Source organism: Acidovorax sp. sif1233 (assembly GCF_019218755.1).
GTDB lineage: Bacteria > Pseudomonadota > Gammaproteobacteria > Burkholderiales > Burkholderiaceae_C > Acidovorax.
On sequence record NZ_JAHUWZ010000003.1, the window covers coordinates 111,135 to 135,975 of the forward strand.

15 protein-coding genes are annotated in these 24,841 nt (G+C 67.4%); 4 read left to right on the forward strand and 11 right to left on the reverse strand.

Annotated elements, in window-relative coordinates; genetic code table 11:
* Positions 1-5 precede the first annotated feature (5 nt).
* Positions 6-1,214 (forward strand): FAD-dependent oxidoreductase, encoded by a 1,209-nt coding sequence (locus KW843_RS12225; RefSeq protein ID WP_218295420.1) that lies wholly within the window; start codon positions 6-8, stop codon positions 1,212-1,214.
* Positions 1,215-1,348: 134 nt separating this feature from the next.
* Here KW843_RS12225 and KW843_RS12230 read toward each other — a convergent pair whose 3' ends face one another.
* The 6 genes from KW843_RS12230 to KW843_RS12255 all read right to left on the reverse strand — a co-directional run bounded on the left by KW843_RS12230 (position 1,349) and on the right by KW843_RS12255 (position 14,823).
* A complete protein-coding gene (locus KW843_RS12230) occupies positions 1,349-5,479 on the reverse strand; it encodes an IPTL-CTERM sorting domain-containing protein (protein ID WP_218295421.1) in 4,131 nt (1,376 codons plus the stop codon).
* Positions 5,480-5,721: 242 nt separating this feature from the next.
* Positions 5,722-7,158, reverse strand: a complete 1,437-nt coding sequence (locus KW843_RS12235; protein ID WP_218295422.1) for an NAD-dependent succinate-semialdehyde dehydrogenase — start codon at positions 7,156-7,158, stop codon at positions 5,722-5,724.
* Positions 7,159-7,366: 208 nt separating this feature from the next.
* Positions 7,367-8,863, reverse strand: coding sequence for an efflux transporter outer membrane subunit (locus tag KW843_RS12240; RefSeq protein ID WP_218295423.1), 1,497 nt, complete (start codon positions 8,861-8,863; stop codon positions 7,367-7,369).
* Positions 8,864-8,954: 91 nt separating this feature from the next.
* A complete protein-coding gene (locus tag KW843_RS12245; RefSeq protein WP_218295424.1) occupies positions 8,955-12,188 on the reverse strand; it encodes an efflux RND transporter permease subunit in 3,234 nt (1,077 codons plus the stop codon).
* Positions 12,189-12,216: 28 nt separating this feature from the next.
* Positions 12,217-13,473, reverse strand: a complete 1,257-nt coding sequence (locus tag KW843_RS12250; RefSeq protein ID WP_218295425.1) for an efflux RND transporter periplasmic adaptor subunit — start codon at positions 13,471-13,473, stop codon at positions 12,217-12,219.
* Between the two features lie 447 nt (positions 13,474-13,920).
* Complete coding sequence (locus KW843_RS12255; RefSeq protein ID WP_218295426.1) at positions 13,921-14,823, reverse strand: alpha/beta hydrolase; 903 nt, start codon at positions 14,821-14,823, stop codon at positions 13,921-13,923.
* A gap of 186 nt (positions 14,824-15,009) precedes the next feature.
* On the opposite strand from KW843_RS12255, the gene KW843_RS12260 reads away from it, so the two are divergent.
* Both KW843_RS12260 and KW843_RS12265 read left to right on the forward strand, forming a co-directional pair.
* Positions 15,010-15,927, forward strand: a complete 918-nt coding sequence (locus tag KW843_RS12260; protein ID WP_218295427.1) for a LysR family transcriptional regulator — start codon at positions 15,010-15,012, stop codon at positions 15,925-15,927.
* Between the two features lie 31 nt (positions 15,928-15,958).
* Positions 15,959-16,294, forward strand: a complete 336-nt coding sequence (locus KW843_RS12265) for a VF530 family DNA-binding protein (RefSeq protein ID WP_218295428.1) — start codon at positions 15,959-15,961, stop codon at positions 16,292-16,294.
* Between the two features lie 12 nt (positions 16,295-16,306).
* Here the strand turns inward: KW843_RS12265 and KW843_RS12270 are convergent, their stop codons facing one another.
* Positions 16,307-17,506 carry a PLP-dependent aspartate aminotransferase family protein gene (locus KW843_RS12270; RefSeq protein ID WP_218295429.1) on the reverse strand — a complete coding sequence of 400 codons (1,200 nt, stop codon included), beginning with the start codon at positions 17,504-17,506 and terminating at the stop codon, positions 16,307-16,309.
* Between the two features lie 49 nt (positions 17,507-17,555).
* On the reverse strand, positions 17,556-18,479 hold the full coding sequence (locus tag KW843_RS12275) for a carbon-nitrogen hydrolase family protein (protein WP_218295430.1): 924 nt from the start codon (positions 18,477-18,479) through the stop codon (positions 17,556-17,558).
* An 81-nt stretch (positions 18,480-18,560) separates the two neighbouring features.
* Here KW843_RS12275 and KW843_RS12280 point away from each other — a divergent pair, with 81 nt between their 5' ends.
* Entirely contained in the window at positions 18,561-19,523 is a 963-nt protein-coding gene (locus KW843_RS12280) for a LysR family transcriptional regulator (RefSeq protein WP_218295431.1), read from the forward strand.
* 54 nt (positions 19,524-19,577) lie between these two features.
* On the opposite strand, the gene KW843_RS12285 is transcribed toward KW843_RS12280, so the two are convergent.
* The 3 genes from KW843_RS12285 to KW843_RS12295 form a co-directional block, all read right to left on the reverse strand.
* Positions 19,578-20,537, reverse strand: a complete 960-nt coding sequence (locus KW843_RS12285; protein WP_218295432.1) for an alpha-E domain-containing protein — start codon at positions 20,535-20,537, stop codon at positions 19,578-19,580.
* Position 20,538: 1 nt separating this feature from the next.
* Entirely contained in the window at positions 20,539-22,050 is a 1,512-nt protein-coding gene (locus KW843_RS12290; protein ID WP_218295433.1) for a circularly permuted type 2 ATP-grasp protein, read from the reverse strand.
* Positions 22,051-22,166: 116 nt separating this feature from the next.
* Positions 22,167-24,707, reverse strand: a complete 2,541-nt coding sequence (locus KW843_RS12295; protein ID WP_218295434.1) for a DNA internalization-related competence protein ComEC/Rec2 — start codon at positions 24,705-24,707, stop codon at positions 22,167-22,169.
* Positions 24,708-24,841 lie beyond the last annotated feature (134 nt).

Sequence of the window (24,841 nt, forward strand, 5' to 3'; positions counted from 1 at the left end):
GACATATGCGAAATCCCCCCCGAATTGCCATCCTTGGTGCTGGCATCATGGGCTGCTCTGCAGCGCTGTTTTTTGCCCGCAAAGGAATCGAAGTATCCATCTTCGATATGGCTGAACAACCGTTCAGTGCGGCAAGCCGATGGAACGAAGGAAAAATCCACTTGGGGTGCCTCTACAGCGCAGATCCATCGCTAAGCACGGCGGATCATGTGATTCCCGGCGGTCTCAGATTTCGGCCATTGATAGAGGAATTGATCGGCACGTCCCTCGCTCCAGCCATTACCTCCGAAGACGACCTGTTTTTTTGCCATCGCAAATCCGTGACTTCTGCATCGGAAATGAAGACGTACATGGAGAAAGTCGTTGAGCGCGTGCGATCTCACCCAGATGCAGCGCGATATCTAGCAGATGCGTCTGAAAGTCGGATTCACCAGCTGAGCTCTTCCGAACTGGCTGGTTTCACATCGTCGCCAGATATTGTTGCAGGCTTTCGGGTTCCAGAAAGATCCGTTGATACCAATTGGGTCGCCGAGCGGTTTATACCTGCGATGGGCGCTGAAAAATTGATTCAACAATTTATGGGAACCCGTGTCATGGCTGCACGGCCCGCAGAGGTTGGAATCAACGGCACGTGGAAAATAGAGACTTCCGCAGGCATATTTGGCCCATACGACTACGTAATAAACTCGCTCTGGCAAGGTCGTTTAGCGATAGATCGAACTGCGGGGCTAGAGCCGACAGGAGTTTGGTCGAACAGGTACCGTCAATCGCTTTTCTTGCACACTGCAGAACCGGTTCATGCCCCTTGCGCTGTCATCGCCACCGGACCATTCGGAGACATAAAAAACTACAACGGGCGCGATTTTTACCTCTCCTGGTATCCCGATGGTTTGCGTGTAGACAGCTCTGACATTTCACCACCGGAGCCTCATTTAGCATCCAAAGATGCTGAGGATATATCGAATTCCATTCTCAATCATCTTCAAGCCTTATTGCCGTGGGTAGCGAAAATCCGCGAGCAAGCAGAGCGTTCCACCCTTGAAGGTGGATGGGTTTTTGCCGCCGGCCAAGGAGCACTTTCGGATCGAAAATCAACGCTGCACCGCCGTTCTGATTATGGAACTACAAAATTGGGGAACTATATTTCCATCGACACTGGAAAATACTCAACGGCGCCCGCCCTGGCTCAGGCCCTGGTAGAAAATATCATATGAACGTGGAATAACTATCACATTTAGGTGTGATTGATAGTTTCTAAAAATTCCCTTGATTGCTTACCACCGCAGGCAGCGAGCGGCGTCGAGCAAGCGACAGCCGCTGCGAACGCTCCTCATCCGACAGCACCAGTTCAGTCTTCGGTCTGCCTGTCCTCATCGCGGTATCTCCGTTTCAAAGATACCTCACTGGTACGCACGATAAGTACCAGTTGTTCACGAGACGGAGCACCAGTCCACAGAACGGCTATTGCAGCCAGCATCAAGGACAACAACAGCACACCCCACTGGGAAAGCGTTGGAATCCCCGTGGAGACTGCGGCCAGTGCCACACCGCCCGGATCCGGGATAGAGCCATTCAGCGCTAGATCATCATCCCCCAAGCCGCCATCCGTAAGTACCAGCGTGACTGTGTTGCCGGTGATCGTCGCTCCGGGGAACGGGTACCAGTGGGGAGCACCCTGGCCCGGCGTAGGGCCGTATTTCATGTACACGGCGCCGGATGGGAACGGCTGCGGATAAGTCAGCGTGATGGTCACTGCGGCACCGTTGGTGCAACCTCCGACGATCACATCGAATAAGCCCTGGGGAAACACATACCCGGCCGTGCCCCCAGAAGGCGGCGAGCCCGCGCCTCCCGTGCGGGGGATGAAATTCGCCTGGTCAAAACCGCAGCCAGCCGGCCCCGACAGGCTGGCATTCACCGTACCGCCTCCGGTGGGGCTGATGCCCGTCGCCGTGGTGGGGCGCGAACGCATCACGGTGACCGTGTAGTTTTTGGTGGAGCCGCTCTGGGCGGTCACTTGCACAGTGACCATGTTGTTGCCGACGTTCAGCGCAATGGGGGCCGACGCGTTGCCGCTGGGCGTGGCAACGCCGTTGACCATGACACTCGCACTGCCATCGGCCACGGTGGGGGTGACGGTGATGGAGCTGTCGGGCACGGTAGCGGTGTAGTTCTGCTGGGCCGCGCTGAATACCGGGCTCAGGGTGCCGCTCGACAACAACAATGCGCCCAGGTCGTTATTCGACGAGACCGCACGCGTCACGGTGACCGTGTAGGTCTTGGTGGTGCCATTCTGCGCGGTGACCACGACCGTGACGGTGTTCGCACCGGTGTTCATGGCGATGGCGCCGGAGGCATTGCCGCTGGCCACGGCAACGCCGTTGACCGTCACCGCTGCGTTCGGTTCATTGACCGTCGGCGTGACGGTGATGCTGGTGGTCGCGGCCGCGATCGACATCGTGTAGCCCGTGGTGCTCGGCGCAAACGCCGGGCTGATGCTGCCGCCCGGCAACGCCAGGGCCGACAGGTTGGCGTCGCCCGATCCCGCCCGCGTCACCGTCACCGTGTAGGTCTTGGTGGTGGTGCCGTCCTGCGCTGTCACGACGGTGGTAATGGTGTTGGCACCCACCGCCAGCGCAATCGCGCCCGAGGCACTGCCGCTGGTGGTGGCCACCCCGTTCACTGTGACGCTGGCAGTGGCATCGGCCACGGTTGGCGTCACGGTGAGGGAGGTGGTGGCGTTGCCGACGCTGGCCGTGTAGCTGGTGGTGCCAGCGGCAAAGGCAGGCGCCAAGGTGCCACTGGACAAGGACAGCGCAGACAGATCAGCGTCACCCGAAGGCAGCGCGCGCGTGATGGTCACGGTGTAGCTTTTGGTCGCGCCGTTCTGGGCGGTGACGACGATGGTGACCGTGTTACTGCCCGGGTTCATCGCGATGGCACCCGAGGCGGCCCCGCCGGTGACAGCCACCCCGTTGACGGTGATGCTGGAGGTGCCAGCGGCCGCGGTGGGGGTGACGGTAAGGCTGGAGGTGCCGGCCGCGATGGAGGCGACATAGCCCGTCGTGCCCGATGCGAACACCGGGCTCAAAGTGCCGCTAGAGAGGCTCAGCGCAGACAAGTCAGCGTTGGACGACGCGGCACGGGTCACGGTGACGGTATACGTCTTGGTCGTGGTGCCGTCCTGGGCCGTAACGACCGTGGTCAGGGTGTTGCTGCCCACATTCAGCGCAATCGCGCCCGAGGCATTGCCGCTGGTAGTGGCCACACCGTTCACGGTGACGCTAGCGGTACCGGCGGCCACGGTCGGGGTCACCGTGAGCGAGGTGGTGGCGTTGCTGACGCTGGCCGTGTAGCTGGTGGTGCCAGCTGCAAACGCAGGCGCCAAGGTGCCGCTGGACAGCGACAGCGCAGACAAGTCGGCATTGGACGACCCGGCCCGGGTCACGGTCACGGTGTAGCTCAGCGGCGTGCCGTTCTGCGCGGTGACGGTGACGGTGATGGTGTTGCTACCGACGTTCAGCGCAATCGCGCCCGAGGCGTTGCCGCTGGTGGTGGCCACGCCATTGACGGTGACGCTGGCGGTAGCGTCGGCCACGGTGGGGGTGGCGGTCAACGACGTGGTGGCATTGCCCACACTGGCCGTGTAGCCGGTGGTGCCCGAGGCAAACGCGGGGGTCAGTGCGCCGCTTGAAAGCGACAGCGCGCCCAGTTGGTTGTTGCCCGACGCGGCCGCGCGGGTGACGGTGGTGGTGTAGGTGCTGGTCGTGGTGCCGTCCTGGGCGGTCACGACGGTGGTAATCGTGTTGGAGCCCACTGCCAACGCAATGGCCCCCGACGCATTGCCGCTGGTGACAGCGACACCGTTGACGGTGACGCTGGCAGTGGCATCGGCCACGGTGGGCGTGGCAGTGAGCGATGTTGTAGTGAAGGGCACGCTGGCCGTGTAGGAGGTGGTGCCCGAGGCGAACACGGGGTTCAAAGTACCTGCCGAGAGCGCTAGGTTGCTCAGGTTGGCATTGCTCGAGGGCGGTGCCGCGCGCGTGACGGTGATGGTGTAGGTCTTAGTGGTGCTCCCGTCGAGAGCCGTGACGACGGTGGTGATGGTGTTGGAGCCGACGTTCAGCGCAATAGCCCCTGAGGCGGTGCCGCTGGCAACGGTCACACCGTTGACGGTGACGGTTGCGCCCGGAGTGTCGACCGTTGGCGTGACAGTCGTGCTGGTTATTGCGTTGGCGACCGTAAAGCCGTAGCTGGTTGTCGCGGCCAAGAATGAAAAGCCGCCGGACGACGCCGACAGGGCACTCAAGTCGGCATTGCCGGTGGGCTCGGTGAACACGAAGTTGTTGAAACCTTCCTGCCACAGCTGGTTGGGCGCTCCGGCGCTGCCAGTGGTGGTGATCCGGACCTCGTCGACATTTCCGAAGTCCGCCAGCAGATTGACGGTGACGTTGGAGCCGCCCGCATCGGCAACAAAGGGATGGCCGGCACCCGTTGCCACGCCGTTGCGGTAGCCGGTGGCGGTATAGGTCGCTCCCAGCGCCTGCACGTCCTGGATGACGAAACTGGTGATGCCGAACAGACGGTTCAACTGGCTTTTGATGACAAGCGCGCCGACCGGGTTCAACGTGCTGAAGATCAGCATGGAGTTGCTGCCGCTGCTGGTCAGGTCGAAGTTCGTGACACTGCCGCTGAGCGTATTGCCGACGTTGGCGAAGTAGATCTCGTATTCGATGTTGGGAAAATGGATCTGGGCCGAGAGATTGCTGTCGAGGAACTTGGAGACCGTGAACGTGTTATCCGCGAGGGTCGGATTGATCGACAAGGTGCCAGCGACGGTGGGCAGGACATGGCGGTACGAGGGGAAGGCCAGGACCGTGCTGCGCAATGGGCCGGTACGGTGTTCCAGCAGCCAGTCGCCGCCTTGACCGGCATCACCCGTGAGGTTGGTGGACGCGGCAACCTGTGCACCGGTTGCCTCGGCTAGCAGGGCCATGAATGCCTGGCCTTCAGCGCCCCGCCCCACCTCGCAACCGTACAGCAGCAGGTCGGCCTCGTCGCCAAGCGCCTCGCGAATGCGCGCGAGGTCCGGGCCCCTCCCCCGCAATGCCTGGCTGTCGAGGGTCAGCGAGCCCAGGGCCAATGCACCTTGCGCACCATGCGAGATCAAATGAACGGCGGAGATGTTCTTGCGGCCCGACAGCGCGTCGGCCATCTGGCGCAAGCCATCAGTCCTGGCATCCAGCACGACAACCTCTGCCGCTGAACCCGCGCCAGCCATCAACGCTTCGTGGTGGGCCACATCATCTTCAATGAAAAGTACCGCCGTGCGTGCCAGGGCAGGGGTCGGCAGCGCCGCGGCGAACGCCAGCGAAGAAGCCGCCCCCAATATCCAGAAAAAACCCGCCACCCACAGCGCCCGGAGAAAAACAACTTCTGAAAGTTTTTTCCCCAGATATCCCTCATTGATTTTTTTCACTAATTGCAATCAGTAAATTTGAAATTGAATGCAGTAAATCATGATTCCTTATAAATAACCATTGATATATTAAATTCAGCAATAAAGCGCTTGAAATGCAACACCAGACAAAAACCACATGGCGAATGACCCGGCCGGCGTCTTCTCGTTCCGCCGCCCGCTGCAGAAAAGCCACCCAAAAAACAAAAAAGGCCCCGGCCGGTGATCACCGGCCGGGGCCTTTTTATCGGGTTCGCGTTGTCTCACACGTTCATGATCGACACCAGGCGCGTGTTCATGTGTGCCTCGATGGCCTCCGGGCCGCCTTCGGAGCCGTAGCCCGAATCCTTCAAGCCGCCGAACGGCAGCTCTGCGGCAGGAGCAGCAGCCTGGTTGATCCACAGCATGCCCACTTCCAGCCGCTGCGCCAGCAGGTGGGCGTTCTTCAGCGAGGTGGTGAAGGCATAGCCGGCCAGGCCGAACGGCAGGCGGTTGGCCTCGGCGATCGCGTCCTCGATCTTCTCGAAGCCGCGCACGGCCGCCACGGGGCCGAAGGGTTCTTCGTTGACGATGCGGGCGGACAGCGGCACGTCGTTGAGCACGGTGGGCTGGAAGAAGTTGCCTTCGGTGCCGATGCGCTCGCCACCGGCCAGCACCTTGGCGCCCTGCTGCACCGCGTCGGCCAGCAGGTCGGCCATGGCGGTGATGCGGCGCGGGTTGGCCAGCGGGCCCATCTGCGTGCCGGCGGCCAGGCCGTCGCCCACTTTCAGGCCCTGGGCGTACTTGGCGAAGGCCGCGACGAACTCGGCACGGATGCTCTCGTGCACCAGGTAGCGGGTGGGCGAGATGCAGACCTGGCCCGCGTTGCGGAACTTGGCGCCGCTCCCGATCTTGATGGCCAGCTCCAGGTCGGCGTCTTCGGCCACGATCACGGGGGCATGGCCGCCCAGCTCCATGGTCACGCGCTTCATGTGCTTGCCGGCCAGCGCCGCCAGCTGCTTGCCCACGGGCGTGGAGCCCGTGAACGTGACCTTGCGGATGACCGGGTGCGGAATGAGATAGCTGGAGATTTCAGCCGGGTCGCCATACACCAGGCCCACGGTGCCCGCGGGCACGCCGGCATCGGCAAACGCGCGGATCAGCTCGGCCGGGCTGGCGGGGGTTTCCTCGGGGGCCTTCACCAGGATGGAGCAGCCCGCGGCCAGCGCGGCGGCGAGCTTGCGCACGACCTGGTTGATGGGGAAGTTCCAGGGCGTGAAAGCCGCCACGGGGCCCACCGGGTCCTTGAGCACCATCTGCGTGGCCTTGAGGTTGCGCGAGGGCACGATGCGGCCGTACACGCGCAGGGATTCGTCGGCGAACCATTCGATGATGTCGGCCGAGGCCATGGTCTCGACCTTGGCTTCGGCCAGGGGCTTGCCCTGCTCCTGCACCATGACGGCCGCAATCGCCTCGGCGCGCTCGCGCATCAGCGCGGCGGCGCGGCGCATGGTCTTGGCGCGTTCGGCGGCGGGCATGTCGCGCCAGGCCTCGAATCCCTTTTGCGCGGCGGCGAGCGCCAGGTCCAGGTCGGCCTTGCCGGCATGGGCCACGCGGCCGATTTCCTGGCCGGTGGCCGGATTGAACACCGCGATGGTCTTGCCATCGGCGGCATCCTGCCATTGACCGGCAATGAAAAGTTGGGTGCTGGGGTAGCTCATGCAAAGGCTCCTGATGACAAAACGGTGGTACGGACAACCTCGGGCCCGGCGCGGGCCGGACCAGACGGAAAACCGGACACTATAGGCGCCCGCGCGCCGCCCCGCAGACAAGGCCGTGCAACCCCGCCCCGCGGAGCTGGCTATTGGCGGCCGTGGGCCACCCGTGCGGTGGCCACGCGCAGGGCGCGCCGCCGCCCCCCGCTTGCACCTACTGCGCGGACGCGGCGGCCACCTGGGCGGTTGCCTCCCCACCCCAGCCACCCCCCAGCGCCCGGATGAGGCCCACCGTGGCCACGTATTGCGCCGTGCGCACCTGCAATGCCTGGCGGCGGTTGCGCAACTCGCTGCGGCGGGCGTCCAGCAGTTCGAGCTGGCTCACCAGGCCGTTGCGGTACCGCGCGTCCGACAGTTGCGTCGCACGGCGCGCGGCGGTCACCGCTCGCGCCTGGGCCTCGGCCTGGCCGGACAACAGGCGCAGTGAGGTCAACTGGTCCTCCACGTCGCGGAAGGCATTGAGCACCTGGCCCCGGTGGTCGGCCAGCGCGGCTTCGAGCCGGGTCTTCGCACCCTCGATCTGCGCATCGCGCTGGCCGCCGTCAAAGATCGGCAGCGACAGCAGCGCACCCACACCCCAGGCGCGGGCGGACCACTTGAACAAATCACCCAGCTCCGGCGATGCATGCCCCGCGTTGCCCGTGAGCGTGACGGCAGGGAACCACGCCTTCTGCGCCACGCCCACGCGGGCCTGCGCGGCCAGCACGGCGGTCTGGGCGGCCGACACATCGGGGCGGCGGGCCAGCACGGTGCCGGGCACGCCGGGCGGGATCACCGGCAGCGCCGCGTCGCCCGTGGCGGGGGCCAGCACAAAGCCGCTGGCCACCTCGCCCGCCAGAACGGCCAGGGCGTTGGTCAGCAGGGCCTGCTGGCGCTGCAGGGCCAGGGCGTCGGACTCCGTGGCGGCCACTTCGGTCTGCACGCGGGCCACGTCCAGTTCAGCCACGTCGCCCGCCTGCAGGCGGCGCTGCGTGAGGCGCAGCGTGCCTTCGTAGGCGGCCAGGCTCTCCTGCACCAGCACCTGCTCGGCCTGCACGGCGCGCAGTTGCAGATAGGTTTGCGCCACATCGGCCTGCACCATGAGGCGCGTGCTTTGCAGCAAGGCTTCGCGCGTGTCGGCGTCCAGGCGCGCGGCGTCGCTGGTTTGCGAGAGGCGGCCGAACAGGTCCAGCTCGTAGGAGGCGTTGAGCCCCGCCGTGCCCAGCGTGGCGGGTGCCGCGCTGCCGGTGGTGGCAGCGCCTGCCTGGCGCGCCACGCCGGCCGAGGCGCCCACCTGCACCGAGCGGGCGGCGTCGGCAGAGCGCAGCAGCGAGCGCGCCTCGGCCAGCCGCGCGGCGGCCTGCTGGATGCTGGTGTTGGCCGTGCCCGCACGCTGCACCAGGTCGGCCAGCACCGGGTCTTGAAAGCCCAGCCACCATTCGCCGCGCGGCTGCGCCTCGGCGGGGGCGGCGACCGTCCAGGGTGCCGTGGGCAGCGTGTCGCCGCCGGCGGTGAAGCGGGTGGGCACGGGCACGCCCGCATGCGGCGCGGGGGCCACGGGCTGCGTCATGCAGCCGGCCAGCACCAGGGCGGCGGCCAGGGGCGCCAGCAGGCTGCGCTTGCGCACCGCCGGGGCGACGTCAGGGGAGTTCTTCAATAACGAATCGGTCATGCTTGGTCTCCGGCCCCATCAAATACACCCGCTGCATCCGGCAGCGTGGCGCGAGCGTCCAGGGCCACAAAGGTCGTTGTGGTCGTGTGCATCATTCGTGCTCCTTGCGGGGCGCGGCCAGCACGGGGTGGGCGATGCCGCCGCTGCCCGGGGTGTGCGAGATGGGCGCCACATGCGCGCCATGCTCCACCAGCGGGCGGTTGCCTGCCAGCTTGCGCAGCAGCACGTAGAACACGGGCGTGAGGAACAGGCCGAAGGCCGTCACCCCAATCATCCCGGCGAACACCGCCACGCCCATGGCGCTGCGCATCTCGGCGCCCGCACCGGTGGACAGCACCAGGGGCAGCACCCCCATCACGAAGGCCAGCGAGGTCATCAGGATGGGGCGCAGCCGCAGGCGGCTGGCCTCGATGGCGGCCTGTATGGGCGTGCGTCCGGCAAACTCCAGCTCGCGCGCAAACTCCACGATCAGGATTGCGTTCTTGGCCGACAGCCCCACCAGCACGATGAGTCCGATCTGCGTGAACACGTTGTTGTCGCCCTTGCTCAGCCACACACCCGTCATCGCCGCCAGCAGGCCCATGGGCACGATCAGGATGATGGCAATGGGCAGCGTCAGGCTTTCGTACTGCGCGGCCAGCACCAGGAACACCAGCAGGATGGCCAGCGGGAACACCAGCACGGCGGAGTTGCCGGCCAGGATTTCCTGGTAGGTCAGCTCGGTCCACTCGAACGTGATGCCCTGGGGCAGCGTCTCGGCGGCGATGCGCTCGACGGCCGCCTGGGCCTGGCCCGACGAGAAGCCGGGCGCGGGGCCGCCATTGATGTCCGCCGCCAGATAACCGTTGTAGCGCATGGCACGCTCGGGGCCGAAGCTGGGCTCCATCTTCATCAGCGCCGACAGCGGCACCATCTCGCCGGTGGCGGAGCGCACCTTGAGAAGGCCCACGTCCTCGGCCCGCGCGCGGTAGGCCGCATCGGCCTGCACGCGCACGCTGTAGGTGCGTCCGAACTGGTTGAAGTCGTTGGCGTACAGGCTGCCCAGGTAGATCTGCAGCGTGTCGAACACATCCGTCACGGGCACGCCCAGCTGGCGCGCCTTGGTGCGGTCGATGTTGGCGTACAGCTGCGGCACGTTGACCTGCCAGCTCGTGAACAGGCCGGCCAGTTCGGGCGTCTGGTAGGCCTTGGCCATGAAGGCCTTCACGGCGCCATCCATGGCTTCGTAGCCCAGCGAGGCGCGGTCTTCGATCTGCAGCTTGAAGCCACCCGTGGTGCCCAGCCCCGCCACCGGGGGCGGCGGGAACATGGCGATGAACGCATCCTGGATGCCGCCGAACGCCTGGTTCAGCTGCCCTGCCACGGCGCCGCCGCTCTGGTCGGCGCGGGTGCGCTCGGCAAAGGGCTTGAGCGTGGCGAACACGATGCCCGAGTTCGAGCTGTTGGTGAAGCCGTTGATCGACAGACCCGGGAAGGCGATCGCGTCTTCGACGTTCGGGTTCTCCTTCATGATCTCGCCCATGCGGCGGATCACGTTCTCGGTGCGGTCCAGCGTGGCGCCGTCGGGCAGCTGGGCAAAGCCGATCAGGTACTGCTTGTCCTGCGCGGGCACGAAGCCGCCGGGCACGATCTTGAACAGCCCCACCGTGGCACCCACCAGGGCCAGGTAGATCACAAACATCAGTGCCTTGCGGCCAATGACGCGCTTGACGCCGCCGCTGTAGGCCTCGGAGCCGCGATGGAACAGGCGGTTGAAGCCCCGGAACAGACCACCGAACACCTTGTCCATGCCGCGCGTGAGCGCATCCTTGGGCTCGTTGTGGCCCTTGAGCAGCAATGCACTGAGTGCGGGCGACAGGGTCAGCGAGTTGATCGCCGAGATCACCGTGGAGATCGCGATCGTGACCGCGAACTGGCGGTAGAACTGGCCCGTGAGCCCGCTGATGAAGGCCAGCGGCACGAACACAGCCACCAGCACCAATGCGATGGCGATGATGGGGCCAGACACTTCACGCATGGCGCGGTAGGTGGCCTCGCGCGGGGTCAGGCCCGCCTCGATGTTGCGCTCCACGTTCTCCACCACCACGATGGCGTCATCCACCACGATGCCGATGGCCAGCACCAGGCCGAAGAGCGACAGCGCATTGATCGAAAATCCCAGCAGGTGCAGCACCGCGAACGTGCCCACCACCGACACCGGCACGGCCAGCAGCGGGATGATGGAGGCGCGCCAGGTCTGCAGGAACAGGATCACCACCAGCACCACGAGGGCGATGGCTTCGAGCAGCGTGTGGATCACGGACTTGATCGAGGCACGCACGAACTGCGTGGGGTCGTAGGCAATGCGGTACTCCACGCCTTCGGGCATGTTCTTCTGGATCTCGTCCATGGTCTTGCGCACGTTGGCCGAGATGTCGAGCGCGTTGGAGCCCGGCGCCTGGAACACGCCCATGCCCACGGCCGGGTCGTTGTTGAGCAGCGAACGCAGCGAGTAGTCGGCCGCACCGAGCTCCAGGCGGGCGATGTCGCGCAGGCGCGTCACCGCGCCGTCGGCACCGGTCTTGACGATGATGTCGCCGAACTCTTCCTCGGTCTGCAGGCGGCCCTGCGCGTTGATGGACAGTTGCAGGTCCACGCCCGGCAGGCCGGGCGATGCGCCCACCACGCCGGCGGCGGCCTGCACGTTCTGGCCGCGGATGGCGGTCACCACGTCGCTGGCCGAGAGGCCGCGCTGCGCGACCTTCTGCGGGTCGAGCCACACACGCATGGAGTAGTCGCCGCCGCCGAAGATCTGCACCTGGCCCACGCCGCCAATGCGGGCGAGCCGGTCCTTCACATTGAGCACCGCGTAGTTGCGCAGGTAGTCGATGTCATAGCGGTTGTTGGGCGAGACCAGGTGGACCACCATGGTCAGGTCCGGCGCGCTCTTCACGGTGGTGACGCCCAGGCGGCGCACTTCCTCGGGCAGGCGCGGCTCGGCCTGCGAGACGCGGTTTTGCACCAGCTGCTGTGCCTTGTCGGGGTCGGTGCCCAGCTGGAACGTCACCGTGAGCGTCATCACGCCGTCGGTGGTGGCCTGGCTGCCCATGTAGAGCATGCCTTCCACGCCGTTGATGGACTCCTCCAGCGGCGTGGCCACGGTCTCGGCGATCACCTTGGGGTTGGCGCCGGGGTACTGTGCGCGCACCACCACGGAGGGCGGCGCGACTTCAGGGTATTCGGAGATGGGCAGACCGCGCAATGCGATGAGCCCTCCGAGGAAGATGAGCACCGACAGCACCCCCGCAAAGATGGGGCGGTCGATGAAGAAGCGGGATAGATTCATGGATGCAAATTCCTTGCGTCGCTCCCGCTCAGGCGGCGGGCGACTTGCTGTTGTTCTTGGCTTCCTTGCGATCACCCGCAATCTCGGCCTTCGCGGTCATGGGCACGGGCTGGGGTGCCACCACGGCACCGGGGCGCACGCGCTGCAGGCCGTTGACGACGATGTTCTCGCCCGCCTTGAGGCCCGAGGTGACCACGCGCAGGCCGTCAATCGGCGCGCCCAGGGTGACCTCGCGGTACTCGGCCTTGTTGCCCTCGCCCACCACCATCACGAACTTCTTGTTCTGGTCGGTGCCCACGGCACGCTCGTTGATGAGCAGTGCCTGCGTGTTGCGGGCCTGGCCCATGCGGATGCGCGCGAACTGGCCGGGCATCAAGGCGCCGTCTTCGTTGTCGAACACCGCGCGCACACGCACCGTGCCGCTCTTGGCATCGACCTGGTTGTCGATGAGCTGCAGGCGGCCGGCGTGCGGCGTGCCGCCCGTGGTGCCGGTGCCCATCTGCACGGGAATGCGCTCGATGAGCTGGCGCGCGCTGTGGCCGCGCTGGCCGCTTTGCAGGTCCGCCAGGGCCTTCACCACGATCTGCTCGTCGGTATCGAAGCTCGCGTAGATGGGGCTCACGGACACCAGCGTGGTCAGCACGGGGGCGCCCGCACCGGCGGCCACCAGGTTGCCCACGGTGACTTCGATGCGGCCCACACGGCCCGCCACCGGGGCGCGCACCTGGGTGTAGCCGAGGTTCAGCCTGGCGGTCTGCAGCGCGGCCTGGGCGGCGCGCAGATTGGCATCGGCCTCGCGCTGCGCGTTCAGGCGTTCGTCGTGCTCGCGCTGGGCAATGGCGCGCTCTTCGAGCAGGCGCGTGGCCCGCTCCATTTCGCTGCGGGTGTACGACACGCGGGCCTGCGCGGCCACCACCTGCGCCTCAGCGCGGTCCACCTCGGCGGCGTAGGGTGCCGGGTCCACGGTCACGAGCAGATCACCCTGCTTCACCAGCGAGCCTTCACGGAAGTGCACGGCCTGCACGGCACCCGAGACGCGCGGCCGCACGTCCACACGCTGCACGGCTTCGAGCCGGCCGGAGAACTCGTCCCACAGGGCGATGTCCTTTTGCAGCACGGCAGCCACCGACACGGGCATGGCCGGTGGCGCCGCAGGGGTGCCATCGGCCTGCGCCACGGGCGCCTGGAAAACAAGGATGGCGGCGGCCACGGCGGCCGTCACGGCGGTGGCCAGGGTGGCCAGGCCCAGCGGGCGGCTCTTGTGGGAGAGAGGATTGGAGTTCATGGTCACTTTCGGTCATAAGGGCGGCCTTCGCGGGCACGCCATGGAAGGTTTTCTGCCGCAGCAGGTGTCAGTGCACTGGTGCAGGCAGGTGTCAGTGCGGCGGCGCAGGTGCGAATCTGGGCAATGACACGGTGAGAAGGTCAAGCCCGGAACGCAGCGCGCGGGCCCATGGGCGCTTGCACGTCAACAGACGCTTTGGCGCTGGGTGGTGTGACAGCCGCCGTAGCCGGCGGGCAAAAGGATGGGTGTGCTCATGGTGTTTTCTTTCCTCCGTGTCGTTCAAATCAGTGGCGTCGGGCACAGGGGGGAGGCATGCGCGGGCAAAGCCTCTCCCTCCGGCACGCCAGGCCGGAAAATCAGTGCAAAGAATGCAAATGGATTGTTGAGAGGCCGAAGTATCGAACCTCAACTTAAGTTGAGGTCAATGACTTTCTGCGGCCAGGGTCTTCAGGAGGGCACCGGACATCGGGTGGCCTCAAAGAACATCCGGAACTGGTCCTGGGCGCCCGCGGCGCACGGACATTCGTGCTGGCCGGTCTGCAGCAGCGCATCGGGCCACTGGGCGGTCTTGGAGAACACATGGCGCGTGACCTGCAGGCCCGCAGCCTCCAGCCGCGCGGCGTAGGCCAGTGCCTCGTCGTGCATGGGGTCGGTGTCCCCCACCAGCACGAGCGTGGGCGGCAGGCCGGAGAGCCGGTGCGCGGACGCCGGCACGGCATAAGGGTGCTCGGCATCGCGGGGGCAGCGCAGGAAATTGCGCCAGCCTTCCGTCCACTTGCAGCCCGTGGCGTTGCCCGTGGCTTCGCGCAACGAGGCCGTGCCCACACAGGGGTCGAGCATGGGGGACAGGAGAATCTGCCCGGCCAGCGGCGGGTGCGACTGGTCCCGCGCCATCAGGCCCACGGCGGCAGCCAGGTTGCCGCCCGCCTCTTCCCCGGCCAGATAGACCAGCGCGCCCTGCCCGCCGAGCTTGACCCGGTTGCGGTGCACCCACTTGAGCACGTCATAGCCCGTGTCCACGGGCTGCGGAAACGGAGTGAGCGGGTAGGCCACGGAAACCACCACGGCCCCCACACCCTCCAGCAGGGACGCCACGGTGCAGCCGTTGTCGAGATCCCCCGACACGAAGGCCCCGCCATGAAAATGCACCACCACGGGCGAGGCCTGTCCGGCCTTCTTGCGGCCGTACATGCGCACCGCCACGTCCTGCCCCTTGGTCACCTCGATGGTGGCGTCGGAGCACACGGACACCACCGCCTTGGAAGCGGCCCCAGGCGCGAGGGCTGCCTTGGCGGGCGCTGCGGCAGGCTGCGGTGTGGAGAATGGCGAAGACGGTTGGTCGGGCTGCATGGCATGTACCCAGTGGGTGAAGGTAGGTGAACGATGGGTCAAATGTAGTAGCTTGTGCCTTCGGGATAAACAGGCCAAACACCACCGCACTGTTTCCAAAAGCTCAACAATCACGGGGTGGCGCGCGTGTGAGAATTCCTCAGCACCCACTGGTGGGTGCTGTAGTTCCAGATTCAAGGAGAAGCCATGGACCAGATACAGGCCATGCGCATATTCGTGCGGGTGGTGGAGGCCGGCACGTTTACCCGGGCGGCGGATTCGCTCTCGCTGCCCAAAGCCACCGTGACCAAGCATGTGCAGGCGCTGGAGGAGCGCCTGCGCGTGAAGCTGCTCAACCGCACCACCCGGCGTGTGACGGTGACGCCGGACGGCGCCGCCTACTACGACCGCACGGTGCGCCTGCTGACCGATCTGGACGACATCGAGGCCAGCATGACCAACGCGCGCGCGAATCCACGCGGGCGCCTGCGCATCGACGTCGGAACGTCCATGGCGCAATTGCTCATCATCCCGCACCTGGCGGAGTTCCATGCCCGCTACCCCGACATCCAGCTGGACCTGGGGGTGAGCGACCGCATCGTGGACCTGATCGGCGACAACGTGGACTGCGTGATCCGCGGGGGCGAGCTCAGCGACCAGTCGCTGGTGGCCCGGCGCATCGGCAACCTGGAATTCATCACGGTGGCCTCGCCCGACTACGTGTCGCGCAAGGGCTCGCCCGCCCACCCGCTGGAGATCGAGGAAAAGCACGCCAGCGTGATCTACTTTTCCCCCCAGACCGGCCGACACTACCCGCTGGAGTTCCGCAAGGGCGACGAGTCCATCGACATCACGGGCCCCTACCAGCTGAGCGTCAACGAGAGCAATGCCTACGTGACCTCCATCGTGGCGGGCCTCGGGATCGGCCAGATCACGAGCTACCAGGCCGAGCGGCATCTGCAAGACGGTACGCTGGTGCGGCTGCTGCCGGAGTGGACCCAGCCGCTGCTGCCCGTGTATGTGGTGTACCCCCCCAACCGGCACCTGAGCGCGAAGGTGCGGGCCTTCGTGGACTGGGCGGCAGAGCTGTGCCAGCGTGAAACCGGACTCCAGCGGGTTGCTTGACCCCGCCGCCCGCGGCCTTATGCTTGGGTCCATGAACGCCACCGAGCCCCGCCCAGACCCCGCGACCCAGGAAGCCCCCGCGCCCACAGCAGCACCCGCCGGCGCGCCGGCGTCCACACCCCAAGCCCCCGCCAGGCAGCCGCGCAACCCCCTGCACGGCGTGACCCTGGAAGCCATGGTGGTCGGGCTGGCCGACTACTTTGGCTGGGATGAACTCGGCCGGCAAATCCCCATCCGCTGTTTCCAGAGCGACCCCAGCGTGGGCTCCAGCCTGAAGTTCCTGCGCAAGACGCCGTGGGCGCGCGAGAAGGTCGAAAGCCTGTACCTCTTCATGCTGCGCGACCAAAAGCGCAACGCCCAGGAGTAGCAGCCGCCGGCGTCAGCCCAGCGCCTGCACCACGTCGGCCTGGAGGTCCTGCACATCCTCGATGCCGATGCTCATGCGCACCAGCGCATCCGACACCCCGTTGGCGCGCCGCACGGCCTCGGGCATGCCGCGGTGGGTGGTGGATGCGGGGTGGCAGGCCAGCGAATCGGCATCGCCCACGGACACGGCCTGGGTCACGATGCACAAGCGGTCGAGGAAGTGCCGCGCGGCCTCGCGCCCGCCCCGCAGGTCGAACGCCAGAATGCTGCCGAAGTGGCGCATCTGGCGTGCCGCCACCGCGTGCCCGGGATGGTCGCCCAGGCCGGGGTAATACACGCGCTCCACCGCCGGATGGCGGTCAAGGCCGTGGGCCAGCGCATGCGCCGATGCGCAGGCGGCCTGCACGCGCAGCGGTAGCGTCTTGAGCCCGCGCAGCAGCATCGCCGCCTCGTGCGGGCTGAGGCACCCGCCCAGCTGGCCCATGCCCGCCGAACGAATCGCATTCATCAGCTCCACGGAGCCCACGGCCGCTCCGCCGGTGGCGTCGCCGTGGCCACTGATGAACTTGGTCGCCGAATGCACCACCACATCGATGCCCAGCGCCCGGGGCCGGGTGAGGTAAGGCGTGGCGAAGGTGTTGTCGGCGATGCTGATCGCGCCCGCCCGCCGGGCCACCTGCCCCACCTGCTCCAGGTCGATCACTTCCAGCGTCGGGTTGCTGGGCGTCTCCACGTAGACGATGCGCGTGCCCTTGGGGAGGCCCTCCTGCAAACCCTCCACGGTGGCGAAATGCCGCACGCCGATGCCCAGGCGCGGCAGCAGCGTGCGCATCACGCCATCGGTGCCGCCATAGAGCGTGCCGACGCAGGCGACGGTATCGCCCGCCGAGAGCAGGCCGATCAGGCTCGCGCTGATGGCCGCCATGCCGCTGGCGAACCCGACGGCGGCGGGGGCACCTTCCAGCAGGGCCATCTTGCGCTCGAAGGCGGCGACGGTCGGGTTGGCGAATCGGCTGTAGACGTAGCCAGGCGCATCGCCATTGAAGCGGCTCACGCCCGCATCAAAATCGTCATAGGCAAAGGCCGAGGTTGCGACGATGGGTGTCGCGATGGCCCCCGTGCCGGGATCGGGTGCCTGGCCCGCATGGACCGCGAGGGTGCGGAAACCCCAGGCGTGTGATGGATCGGGGGTGGGGGGAATCTGTGTGGTCATGGCGTATGCGGCTTTCCTGGCACTCTCACTGCGGGCCTTGGCCGCGCGCTCAGTCGGTGAACGCCACGGTGTGCCTGGCGCGGCGGTCGACCTGCAGATTGAAGATATCCGGCCGTGCATAGTGGCCGACCACATCGAAGTCATAGCGCGCGCGCACCAGCTCCTCCACATCGATCTGCGCGGTGAGCAAGCCTGTCCGGCCCTGCAGCGGACCCGCCAGCACGTCGCCCAGCGGCCCGACGATCACGCTGTTGCCGCGGATGAGCGGCCGGTCCGGCTCCCACCCCGGCGCCTCCACCCCCAGCTCACGCGGCGACGGCTGCACCTGGCAGGCGCTGATCACGAAGCAGCGCCCCTCGTGCGCGATGTGGCGCATGGAGCATTGCCAGATGTCGCGCTCGTCCACCGTGGGCGCGCACCAGACCTGCACGCCCTGGGCGTACATGGCGGTGCGCAGCAGGGGCATGTGGTTCTCCCAGCAGATCACGCCGCCCACGCGGCCCGCAGCCGATTCGACGACCGGCAGGGTGGAGCCATCTCCCATGCCCCATATCAGCCGCTCGGTGCCGGTGGGCATCAGCTTGCGGTGCCTGGCCACCAGCCCCTCCACCGGGTCGAAGTACAGGGCAGTGCAGTACAGCGTGCTGCCCGCGCGCTCGATCACGCCGAGCACGAGCGTGGCGCCGGTGCGTGCCGAGAGGCCAGCCAGTGCCTGCGTCTCGGGCCCTGGCACGTCGATGGCGCTGGCGTGGTACCGGGCGAAGGCCTCACGCCCTTCCGGCAGGCGATAGCCCAGGCGCGTGCCAAAGATCTCGCCCTTGGGGTAGCCGCCCAGCAGGGCCTCGGGCATGACCACCAGCCGCGCGCCCGATGCCTGGATATCGGCCTCGTGGGCGAGCACATCGGCCAGCGTCTGCGCGGTACCCGCGGGGGAAGAGCCGATCTGCAGGGCGGCAACGGTCGTGAGGGGCATGGTGGAAGTCCTTGGGAGAAAGAGGTCCCCAGTGTTGCCAAAGCCCTAAGATGAATCAATCCGCAACCGTTGCTTAGTGATATGAATGATATTGATATCGGATTTGATCTCAACGTCCTGCGCGTCTTCGAGGCCTTGCACGAGGAAGGTGGGGCCACGCGCGCGGCGCTGCGGCTGGGTGTGACCCAGTCGGCCGTGAGCGCGGCGCTGGCACGGCTGCGCCATGTATATGGCGACCCGCTGTTCACCCGCACCGGCCGTGGCCTGGCGCCCACGCTGCGCGCGCAGGAGCTCAAGCCCGTGATCAGCGAAGCGCTGAACAAATGCAGGGAGAGCCTCGCCCTGGGCTCCACGCCCCAGGCGCGCTATCAGGGGCGGTCCGTGGTGATCGGCATGTCGGATGATTTCGAGATCGCGATGGGCCAGGCGCTGGTGAGGGCCGTGGCGCAGCACGCGCCCGGCCTGCGCCTGGCCTTTCGGCAGACGCACAGCCAGATCGTGGCCGAGATGCTCATGGCGCGCGAGATCGACCTGGCGATCACGGCCGGCGGGTTCGCCACACGCTGGCTCAGCCACCAGGCGCTGGGCGAAGGGGGGTACGCCTGCCTCATCGACGCAGTGGCGCCGGGCCCCGTCGCCAGGGCGGGCAAGCGGCGCGGCGGCGCAGCCCCGCCCGGCCTGAGCGTGGAGGACTACGTGCACCGCGAGCATGTGCTCATCTCGTCGGGCGGCTTCATCGGCGTGGTGGACGAGGTGCTGGCCGCCACGGGCCACAAGCGCCGTGTGATTGCATCCACCACGCATTTCGCCGCCCTGCCCTACCTGCTGGCGGGAACCCGCGCGGTCGCCACGCTGCCCGCGCATGCGGCCCAGGCGATCGCGCGGATGACCGGCCTGCAGGTTCTGCCCTGCCCGATCGCCATGCCGCGCTATGCCATCGAGCTCGGCTGGCGCACCGATGCGCTCCGCGATTCGGCGGTGGCGCATGTCCGCACCATCGTGGCGCAGCAGTGGCCCCAGGGATCTGCTGCCACGGGGGCCTGAGCCCCCGGCCTGCGCCCGCCTGCCGTGCGGGGTTTCTTTCGGTATCGCGCCGGCTCAGTCGCCCGTGGTCACCAGGAAGTCGCGGCTGATGCCCCCTCCCAGGTCGTTGACCCGGTCAAGGAACTGCGTGAGGAACGCGTGCAGCCCTGTCGACAGGATTTCGTCGATGCGGCCATATTGCAGGTCGGCCAGCAGGCGGCCCGCGCGGCGCTGCGTTTCAGCCGACTGCTGATTGGCCACGACGCCCAGGTTGTCCACCACTTCGCGCAGGCAGGCGTGCAGCGAGCGGGGCATGTCGCGGCGCAGGATCAGCAGGTCGGCCACGCGGCCGGGGGTGATCACGTCGCGGTAGACCTTGCGGTAGACCTCGAAGGCCGAGACGCTGCGCAGGATGGCGCTCCAATGGTAGAAGTCGTTCTCCTGGTTGCGCTCGCTGGCCCGGCCGAAGAAGTCGTTCTTCACCGCATGGAACTTCACGTCCAGCAGGCGCGCGGTGTTGTCCGCCCGCTCCAGGAACGTGCCCATGCGCAGGAAATGAAAAGCCTCGTCCTGCAGCATCGTGCCCAGCACCACGCCGCGCGACAGGTGCGAGCGGTACTTCACCCATTCGAAGAACTGCCCCGGATCCCGTTCGAAGGCGCTGCCTTCGAGCTGGCGGTGCAGTTCCAGCCAGGTCTGGTTCTGCGTCTCCCACACCTCGGTGGTGAGGGCGCCACGCACGGCCCGCGCATTTTCGCGGGCGGCACGCAGGCACGAGAGGATGGACGAGGGGTTGTCGCCGTCGCGCACCATGAACTCGAGCACGCGCTGCGGCGTGACCTTGCCATGCTTGGCGGCATAGGCCGGGATCAGCTCGCTGATGGACAGCAGCCCTTCCCAGCCTTCCTGCGCCACGTCGGCGGACTGGGGCAGCAGCGAGGTTTCGTAGCTCACGTTGAGCATGCGGGCGGTGTTTTCCGCCCTTTCGGTGTACCTGGACATCCAGAACAGATGGTCGGCGGTGCGGCTCAGCATTTCAGAATCCTCCCTGTGATTGCGTCATGCCGCCCATGGATTGCGACTGCAGCGCCGGCGCGGCGGTGTGCTCCCCCAGCACCCAGGTGTCCTTTGTCCCGCCGCCCTGCGAGGAATTCACCACCAGCGAACCCTCCTGCAGCGCGACGCGCGTGAGCCCCCCCGCCACCATCTGCACCTCGCGGCCGCTGAGCACGAAGGGGCGCAGGTCGATGTGGCGCGGCGCGATGCCGCTCTCCACGTAGGTGGGGCAGCTGGACAGGCTGAGCGTGGGCTGCGCGATGTAGCCTGCCGGGTTGGCCAGCAGCGCGCGGCGGAAGTCCTCGATCTCGGCCTGCGTGGCCGCCGGGCCGATGAGCATGCCGTAGCCGCCCGCGCCGTGCACTTCCTTGACCACCAGGTCCTTCAGGTTCGCCAGCACGTGCTGCAGGTCATCCTGCTTGCGGCACATCCAGGTGGGCACATTCTTCAGGATGGGCTCCTGGCCCAGGTAGAAGCGGATCATCTCGGGCACGTAGGGGTAGACCGACTTGTCGTCGGCCACGCCCGTGCCCACCGCATTGCAGATGCCGACATTGCCGGCGCGGTACGCCTCCATGAGGCCGTGGCAGCCCAGCGTGGAGTTGCGGCGGAACACCTGCGGGTCGAGGAAGTCGTCGTCCACGCGGCGGTAGATCACGTCCACCCGCTGCAGGCCGCGCGTGGTGCGCATGTAGACGAACTTGTCCTTGACCACGAGGTCCTGCCCTTCGACCAGCTCCACACCCATCTGCTGGGCCAGGAAGGCATGCTCGAAGTACGCGCTGTTGTGCATGCCGGGTGTCAGGACCACCACCGTGGGCTCGTCGGCCGTGGCGGGCGCGCTGGCGCGCAGGGTCTCCAGCAGCATGTCGGGGTAATGCGCCACCGGCGCCACCTTGTGCAGGCTGAACAGCTCGGGGAAGAGCCGCATCATCATCTTGCGGTTCTCGAGCATGTAGCTCACGCCGCTGGGCACGCGCAGGTTGTCCTCCAGCACGTAGTACTCGCCCTCGCCCTGTGCATTGGGGGCGCGCACGATATCGATGCCGGCGATGTGCGCGTAGATGTTCTTGGGCACCTGCACGCCGGCCATCTCCGGCCGGTACTGGGCATTGTTGAGGATGAGATCGGCGGGCACGATGCCGGCGCGGATGATGTCCTGGCCGTGGTACACGTCGTGGATGAAGCGGTTGAGGGCCGTGACCCGCTGCACCAGCCCCTGCTGCATGCTGCTCCACTCGTGGGCCGGGATGATGCGGGGAATCAGGTCGAACGGGATCAGCCGCTCGTTGCCCGCCCCGCCCTCATCCTTGGCGCCGTAGACGGCAAAGGTGATGCCCACGCGCCGGAAGATCATCTCGGCCTCGGCACGGCGGGCCTGCATCACGTCAGGGGGCTGTTTGTTCAACCACTGCGCATAGCGCTTGTAGTGTTCCCGCACATCGCTGCCATCGAAAGGCAGCATGGCGTACATCTCGTCAAATTTCTGCATGAACTGGCCTCCTGCTGTCAGGATAGCAAGTTGTACGCCCGCACTCCCCGAACCAGCTCAAAATCTTTCCGGGGTCCCGTGCATCGGCAGGCCGGAGGGCCCGCCACGCCCGCAGATCACTCCGGCCACGGTGCCATGCGATGCTGCCAGTACCGCGCGCCGACGTCGCGTTCACACGCAACCCGCGCGGGTTGCGCCGACGACCACGCGGCAGCCCCGCAGCGGGACGACTCCACCACGCGGATCCCCCGCTCCCGGTAGCGCTGCAGCACCTCGGCCGCAGGGTGGCCAAAGCGGTTGCGGTAGCCCGCCTGCACCAAAGCAGTGCGCGGTGCCACGGCCTCCAGAAACGCCGGCGAGGACGAGGTCTTGCTCCCGTGGTGGGGCACGAGCAGCACGTCGGCCCGCACCGCGGCGCCCCGCGCCAGCAGGGCCTGCTCCTGGGCGGCCTCGATGTCACCGGCCAGCAGCGCGACAGAGCCCCTTTCCCCTCTTTCTGCGGCGGCCGCGATGCGCAGCACGCAACTGAGCGCGTTGGGCCGGGCGGTGGGCGCGGCGGCGTCTTGTGCCCCCGGGTGCAGCACCTCGAAAGACACGCCATCCCATGTCCACCGCTGGCCCGCCACGCAGGGCCTGACGGGGCGCAGTGCCTGCAGCGTGTGCTCAGCCTCGATCGAACCAGTGAGTTCGGCCCCCGGCTGCTGGGCCAGCACCGCCGCCGCGCCGCCCGTGTGGTCGGCATCGCGGTGGCTGAGCATGAGCACGTCCACGCGCTCGCCCAGCGCCCGCAGCAGCGGCACCAGCACGCGGTGGCCCGCGTCGCTTTCGCGGCTGAAACGCGGCCCTGCGTCGTACAGCAGGGCGTGGGTCGCGGTGCGCACCAGCACCGCATTGCCCTGGCCGATGTCCGCCGCCAGCAATTCGAACTGTCCCGCCGCCGGCCGCGCGGGCTGCCAGCACAGCGCGGGCCACAGCAGCGGAAGGGCCAGCCACCGCAGACGCCAGGGCAACCTCGCGGCCACAAGCGCACCCCCGGCCACGGCCAGCACGCCGGCCCACAGCGGCGCCGCGGGCATGTGGAGCACGGCCCAGGGCCACTGCGCCAGCCATTGCAGCAGTACCGCCAGCGGCTGCAGGCCGAAGGCGGCCAGGCTCCAGAGCGGCGGCCACAGCACCCCGCCCAGTGCCAGCGGAGTGACCACCAGGGTCACCCAGGGAATCGCCACCAGATTGGCGGCAAAGCCCACCACGGACACCTGGCCGAACAGCAGCAGGGTCAGGGGCGTGAGGGCCAGCGTCACCACCCACTGCTCGCGCACCAAGGCATGAAAACGCTGCCTGACGCTGGATGGATAAGCGCCATCAGCTACTGAATTAGTAGCAAACAAGATACCCACGGCGACAAAGCTGAGCCAGAAGCCTGCCTGCGCGAGCGCCCAGGGGTCCGCCACCACCACGGCCGCGCACGCCAGCAGCCACACCTGCGGCCACGGCCAGCGGCGGCCGCACAGCTGCAGCAGGGCGATGGCGCCCAGCATGGTCACCGTGCGTTGCGCAGGCACGCCCCAGCCGCTGAAAACGGCGTACGCCGCGGCCAGCGCCACCCCGGCGGCCAACGCGGCGGACGGCGCGGGCACCGCCAGGCACAGCCGCGTGGATCTTCGCCACAACGCCCCCACCGCCAGCGCGGCCAGCCATGCGAACAGCGTGATGTGAAGACCCGAAATGCTCATGAGGTGCGCGACGCCCGTGGCGCGGAACACGTCCCAGTCGGCACGGTCGATGGCACGCTGGTCACCCGTCACCAAAGCCGCCACCACGCCCGCGATGCGTGCGCGGGCGGGGTCGTCGCCGTGCACGTCGCGGGCCAGGCGGTCCAGGATCGCGTCGCGCACGGATTGCCGCAGCCGCTCCACGGGATGCCGCCAGGTCGATTGCAGATGCACCGGAGGCTCATCCCTGGGGCCCGCGCGCACATATCCCGTGGCCTGCACCCCCTGCTCCCACATCCACAGTTCGTAGTCAAACCCGTGCGGGTTGCGCAGCCCGTGCGGAGCCTTCAGCCGCACCGTCAGCGCCCAGCGGTCGCCCGCCTTCAAGGCGGGCGGCTGGCGCTGCAGGTCCACCGCTCCGCCGGGATCAAGGAACGGCCCCCCGTACCAGGCCACTTCGATGCGCGTAGGCAGGGCCACGGGGGAGCCGTTCAGGCGCGCGGCCTCCACGTCCATGCGCAGCCGGGTTCCGGCCTCGTTGGCCTGCGGCATGGCGGCCACCACGCCGGTGACACGGATGTCCTGCCCTTCCAGCGCGGGCGCCAGGCCTTCTTCCATGTAGTCCACGGCCCGCAGCCCGGCCCCCGCGAACATCGCCAGCGCGCCGGCGCACAGCGCGAGCACGGTGGCCGCCGCGCGGGCCCCGCGCCCCGCCGCCGCACGAGGGCGCCCGTGGACCGCGCGCGCGCACCACCCCAGCGCGCATGCCACCACCAGCAGCGCCGCATAGGCGGCCGCGGGCCACAGCGCGGGCTGCTGCAACTGCAGCGCAGCACCCGATACCGCCCCCAGCAACAATGCGGGCACCAGCCAGGGCACGGGGGCCGCGGCGACCGTGCCCGCAGGGGCTGGCGCAATCGCATTAGTGGTGCTTATGGCGGGCATGGGCTGATGCTAATGCGGCGCCAGGGCCGCTGCCGCTGGATTCCGCGCACCGGGCTGTGTAACACTCGCGGCCACCCCCGGTGCCGCCAGCATGGCCGGCAGCGCCGCACCGGCCGTCCCACCATCCCTTTCAC

Coding starts and splice junctions, on each gene's coding strand:
- KW843_RS12275 (WP_218295430.1), bottom strand. CDS start 18,479: ATGCCCCTCACGACCGTTGCCGCCCTGCAGATCGGCTCTTCCCCCGCG.
- KW843_RS12255 (WP_218295426.1), bottom strand. CDS start 14,823: ATGCAGCCCGACCAACCGTCTTCGCCATTCTCCACACCGCAGCCTGCC.
- KW843_RS12235 (WP_218295422.1), bottom strand. CDS start 7,158: ATGAGCTACCCCAGCACCCAACTTTTCATTGCCGGTCAATGGCAGGAT.
- KW843_RS12225 (WP_218295420.1), top strand. CDS start 6: ATGCGAAATCCCCCCCGAATTGCCATCCTTGGTGCTGGCATCATGGGC.
- KW843_RS12260 (WP_218295427.1), top strand. CDS start 15,010: ATGGACCAGATACAGGCCATGCGCATATTCGTGCGGGTGGTGGAGGCC.
- KW843_RS12290 (WP_218295433.1), bottom strand. CDS start 22,050: ATGCAGAAATTTGACGAGATGTACGCCATGCTGCCTTTCGATGGCAGC.
- KW843_RS12245 (WP_218295424.1), bottom strand. CDS start 12,188: ATGAATCTATCCCGCTTCTTCATCGACCGCCCCATCTTTGCGGGGGTG.
- KW843_RS12240 (WP_218295423.1), bottom strand. CDS start 8,863: ATGACCGATTCGTTATTGAAGAACTCCCCTGACGTCGCCCCGGCGGTG.
- KW843_RS12285 (WP_218295432.1), bottom strand. CDS start 20,537: ATGCTGAGCCGCACCGCCGACCATCTGTTCTGGATGTCCAGGTACACC.
- KW843_RS12265 (WP_218295428.1), top strand. CDS start 15,959: ATGAACGCCACCGAGCCCCGCCCAGACCCCGCGACCCAGGAAGCCCCC.
- KW843_RS12295 (WP_218295434.1), bottom strand. CDS start 24,707: ATGCCCGCCATAAGCACCACTAATGCGATTGCGCCAGCCCCTGCGGGC.
- KW843_RS12270 (WP_218295429.1), bottom strand. CDS start 17,506: ATGACCACACAGATTCCCCCCACCCCCGATCCATCACACGCCTGGGGT.
- KW843_RS12280 (WP_218295431.1), top strand. CDS start 18,561: ATGAATGATATTGATATCGGATTTGATCTCAACGTCCTGCGCGTCTTC.
- KW843_RS12250 (WP_218295425.1), bottom strand. CDS start 13,473: ATGAACTCCAATCCTCTCTCCCACAAGAGCCGCCCGCTGGGCCTGGCC.